This is a genomic window from Aquiflexum sp. (assembly GCF_041749095.1).
GTDB lineage: Bacteria > Bacteroidota > Bacteroidia > Cytophagales > Cyclobacteriaceae > Aquiflexum.
This window is the reverse complement of the sequence record NZ_JBGTCA010000043.1, coordinates 1-5,230: the sequence shown is the minus strand read 5'-3', so window position 1 is coordinate 5,230 and position 5,230 is coordinate 1. Positions and strand designations below refer to the sequence as shown.

Sequence of the window (5,230 nt, the reverse complement as noted above, 5' to 3'; positions counted from 1 at the left end):
CATTTCTAAAATGTTTAGAATTGATAATGACATCAGGCCATAGACCTCTCCTGACGTCGAGGTGACAAGGCAAAGTAATTTACAAGATTTGAATGCTATTGATAGTTCTAAAACATCAATTTCTAATTCTGTCATTGGTAGGTACGAAGGATCTCCAAGGGTACAATTAGACGGATGAATTACTGGAAAAGTATTCAATTCTTATGGTCAAAATCATCCTTTTCCTGAACTTCATGAGATGCTACCTTCGTCAGCATGACGGCTGTCCCGAATTCTGTCATTGGTAGGCACGAGGAATCTCTTGAGGTTCTATTTATGTTAAATTTATCATTTCCTGCTCCTCGTGAGACCCCCCGAAAGGATCGGGGCAGGCTTTCCTACGTCAGGGTGACGGCCGCTCCGATTTATGTCATTGGTACGAAAGGAGAGGTCTTTTTTATATCTGACCGTTTACAATCTTTTTAATGTTCCAATTTCAAAACCCAATTACTTTCAATTCTTTTAAAAACTCCCTCGTTGAATTTCCGGTTTGAAGGGTTCAAAAGGATAAGTTCTAGGAAATACCTCCACTCCTGTAGTGAACTTGATTGGGGTTTGTCCAGGATAGGTAATCTCTACAAAGTAGCCTGTAAAACCTTTTGAAGGCTCTTTCAACTCCACTTCATATTTTCCGCTTTCGTTGATCAGGATTTCGGAAGAAGTCCAATTTGGCCCTAAAACATCAATTCTAAAATCTCTTGACTCTTCGTTGATTGCTGACCACAATTTGATGGAAGCAGGTTTCTGGTTTGGGTCAATAGTAATATCTATGCTTTTATCATTGATTGACCAGGAGTATTTTGGTCTTGGAACTTCATTCAGAATTGAAGCATAAAAAGCAATCAGATTGGGAAAAGCATCCGACTCACTGAGATCATGCCCATAATTTGGAACATATTGCAGGTGTTTTTCACCCTCAAGATCATCCCAATAAAACTTCCAACTGTCAGGAAGAAAAAACTGATCTCCTGCTGCATTGATCAATAATTTAGGCATGTCCTTATATTCATCCAAATAGGAATAAGGTTCTGTAATTTCCAAAAGCCTATCAAACTCTTTGGAACCCATCCAGTCCATAATTCCTTCCCGCACGTAATCATCTACCGCCGGGGCCCAAAAACCATAATTCTGCCAATGATGCATAAATGAGGGCACAATATTGAGCATGTCAATTACCACCGGAACCATTCCTACTACTCTATCGTCTACCGCAGCCGTTGTCCATGTCGTCCAACCTCTTTTAGAAGCTCCAGCTACAACATATTTGTCCAAAATTTTTTCATGTTTGTCTTCAGAGATTTCAGTCACCACATCCATGGCCAACTTCACTGCCCTGGTCATTGGCAATCTGGCCAGCCAAATGGCGTCCTCATCTTTCGCCCCACCCTCCATGAATTTTCTCCAGCCATAGGCAATAATGGCATCTTCATAACGCTCACCAAATGTATCATTGGCAAATATTAAAGGTTGAAAAGGAACATTATGTATCTGTGCAACAATGGAATTGGTGCGTATTGCAGCTTCATAGATTATAGGATCCGGTTTTTCGGGCATCTTGGAGTTTTTACTTCCCCCTCCTATCCACATCATCCCCGTTTCATGTTCTGTTTCTTTGGGAATTACCATAGAGACATAGTGCCACCATTCGGTTTCATTCACTATATCATTTTGTAGCCAATGTTGTGAGTACATTTTTGCCACATGATAGTCAAATCCATCCCCTTCAAGAGAATGAATTATTTCATATCTAAATGTAGGGTCTTCGGCATGCACATAGTCTTTAAGAATCGTTGCAGACTGTTCCAAAGTCCTACTTTCTACCTCGGCATTCTGCGTCTGACAACTTAGAAATATTGTGATAAAAAAAGCTGGGATTAATCCTTTGAGGATTATTTCATTTAGTTTCCTGACCATAAATTATTTTGGGTTGAGTTCAATTCAAAAGATAGCTAAAAAATAAAAAACGTACAAAAGTGATTTCCTAAGTGCCTTTTTCAGATTCAATTTATGCGCTGATAATTTTATCAAACATTTTATCAATGTCAAATACTTTGTCAACCACGATCTGATATAAGTCTTTAAAAGTTTCAAATGCCTCTTTTGATTTTAACTCCTCTGTTGAATATTTTACGTAGTCTTCTTCCATCCAGGTGAGAGTACTTGATAAATAGTCAATTAACGCCTCTTTAGATGGAAAAAAATATACTGAATAGGAATCCCCACTATTATCCCTTTCAATAGCCCATTTAAATTCTCCATCAAACAAAAAGAAATATAAGCTACCAAGCGGTTTTACATTGGTGATTTTATCTTTTTTCTCAATAATTGAGTTCAAAACCTGTATAATTTTCATTTTACCCTCCTTTATTCTTGATTAAAATCTTTGAATCTATCCAATTCTAAATTTCTCAAACTTTCTCTTAATTCACTAACCAAACTCCTTTTTTTTGGTTCACTTAAATTGAAAGGAAAATCATTAAATTCCTTTATTTTGATAAATTGTTTATCCATCAACATTCTTAATTTTTCATTACCTTGAATTTGGCCTTGAATTTCGTGTAAGATTTCAATAATGGCCCTTTTACCTTCATCCGAATTTACGTTATAGTCATTTAGACGTTCGATTTTATTTTTCAACTCAGATAATGTCAAGTGAAATGAATATGAAAGAAGAAAGTTAAAAGCGGATTTTATTTTTGATTTATTTTTGAAAAATAAAAATATTACCAGCCCTGATGCAATAATGGTCATCACATTCGAAAAAAAACTAACAAAGTTTACAAAACAATCCATTTAAGAATTTTTGAAGCTTTAGATTTGATAAAAATGTTAAATCGAAAATGAATAAGATAACCTCATATTAATTGTTTCACTAATTTGGAAAAAAAATAGCATAAAGGAAAGTCTCTTTATGCTATTTTTTAAATCATTCCTTTAATGTATGTTACCTATTTTATGGTTTGGAAAATAAAACTTCTATTTCATATACAACTGATTGAACAGCAGCTTGAAGGTATTATGTGCCTGGGCTCTGAATGTAATCTCAGGGCCGAAAGCGTATAGCTTTCCTTTGCCAATCGGTGCTTCAAAAGCCACCACGCCGTTTCTCAGGTAAGATTCTCCCCATGCCCAACCGGACACCAAGGGTGATTCTGTTCCAAACCAAGCTAATGGTTTTACTCCCTGCATCAATGCATCGGGAGCCAGATTGAAAACAGGGCTGTTATTGTACACCATATTGGCTGTACTTCCCATACCCCAATTGGCTGGATGATTGGGATCCAATCTGGCCTTCAAAATACTTCCGGGTATATAAAACTTATCACCTGGCAAGTTTCTTTGTTTTCCATCAGCCAATGTTTCCATTAGGGCATTGCTAATAGGCAAACCTAAATCATAAGCTAATGAAGTACTGGCACCAACTGCTACAACATTACCTCCCTCTTCCATAAATTTCTTCAATTCAGGAACTGATTTGTCTTTGGTTAGATTGCCTAACAATTTATGGTATTGTGAATCAATATCTTCTTCTTTTGGTTGACCGCTCCAATTTCTTATTGTTCCCGGTGCGCCAGCGCCAATAAACAGAATCACATCATATTTGGCTTTCAGATTACCTGCATCGATATCCTTAGGATAAATCACTTGGAAGGGGAAATTGTATTGTTCCAACATCCACCTGACCCAGCCTGATGGCATAGAACCTCCATAGTGATCAAACAGGGCTACTTTGGCAGGTTTAACAGGGACTGTTCCCGATGGCCGGGAGGCAGAAATCATTTTCACTCCATAATCTTTCGCAGCTTTCTCCAAAATGGCTTTTCCACCGGAAACAAAGAAACTTCCCGCAGGCAAATCGGAAACTGTGCTTGTGGTACGGGAAACATTCACCCCTGCTTTCAACAGATCATTTACAACAATAAATGCATTGTTAGCCCTTGCATCGATCAGAACTGATCCACCTGGAACCCTTGTTGCCGGGAAATCCAAAACTTCTCCATAAGGCAGTGCTTCAAAAGGGCCATCAAAACCATCCAATATCCTATCAAACTCCACTCCCATTTGGAAGGCCAAGGTCCAGCCTGCTGCATCATAAGGTCTTTTTGGAGGTCCACCCGGAAATTCAAAATCATTGGGATGATCTTGGGGCTCAAACATATCCAACAAATGGGGCCTAAATGCCTGTGCGGAATTAAAAACAAGTGATCCCTTGGGGTAATTTTTACCTGCAACTGTAAATGCATCCGTAGCCCGGTGAACCTGAATACCTGATTTGATCAAGGCATTGGCGAAGCGGATAGCTGTCGGAAAATCAGGTTGATCAGAAGAAAGAATAAATCCTCTTGGGTCTCTAAGATTCAAATCCTTAAATACAGAATCAAAAAACTGAACCGGCAAACCACTTCTCATGCCGTAATAGGCCATCTCAGGATCATCAGCAGATTTTTTGGCTTTAGAATCTTCAAATGCTTGCTGAACAGCTGCAGATCTTTTTGGATACTTGGTCCAATGATCCATATTACCTCTTTCTATACTGTTTCTACCCATTTTATAGATATTGTATAAAAGTGCGTCTGAATTTCGACTCGCAAAATCCAAAATCGCATAATTCATGGTAACTGAATAATCGATTGATTTTTTGAAGTTCCAAGGTTGAGGCTCAATCGGGTAAGGAGTGGCATGAGTGGGGATCAATCTTTCCGGAACCAAGGGGATTTCAGAAGGTGTCGGTCCACCGGTTGTCTCGGTCAGGATTCCGATCATATTGTGGAAATAGGGCGTGGTACGAAGACCACCATTCCACCAGGATGAGAAAACAGAACCTCCCAATCGGGTGTATCCAGGTTTGCCTTCGATATTCAATCTGTTGATCATGGCAGCACCTACCCCATCCAAACTTGTCATGATCAAAGGATCAAACACATGGTTGAAAGGATCACGGTAGGGAGGTCCCGCCACAACAGTTCCTGCCGGTGAAGTTTGATGGTGATTATAAATGATCTGAGGCAACCACTCAACATATTGTTGACGGGAAGTATTGATGGACTCCTTCATATTGTTCATAAAGAAATCCCTGTTATTGTCATGCCCTACGTATTTTTGGTACATGTAGGGGGAGCTCATATTTCTCTTTTTGACATCCTCCTGACCCATATACCAATTGGTAATGATCTCATGGCCATCAGGGTTG

4 protein-coding genes are annotated in these 5,230 nt (G+C 38.9%); all 4 read right to left on the bottom strand.

Going from position 1 to position 5,230, the window contains the following annotated elements; genetic code table 11:
* Positions 1–501 precede the first annotated feature (501 nt).
* Positions 502–1,953: a PhoPQ-activated pathogenicity-related family protein gene (locus ACEW8O_RS03245; protein WP_373493189.1), complete on the bottom strand. Its 1,452-nt coding sequence runs from the start codon at positions 1,951–1,953 to the stop codon at positions 502–504.
* 91 nt (positions 1,954–2,044) lie between these two features.
* Entirely contained in the window at positions 2,045–2,392 is a 348-nt protein-coding gene (locus ACEW8O_RS03240; protein ID WP_373493188.1) for a hypothetical protein, read from the bottom strand.
* Between the two features lie 11 nt (positions 2,393–2,403).
* Positions 2,404–2,832: a hypothetical protein gene (locus ACEW8O_RS03235; protein WP_373493187.1), complete on the bottom strand. Its 429-nt coding sequence runs from the start codon at positions 2,830–2,832 to the stop codon at positions 2,404–2,406.
* Positions 2,833–3,015: 183 nt separating this feature from the next.
* The coding region (locus ACEW8O_RS03230; RefSeq protein WP_373493186.1) for a peptidase at positions 3,016–5,230 on the bottom strand (2,215 nt) is incomplete at its 5' end.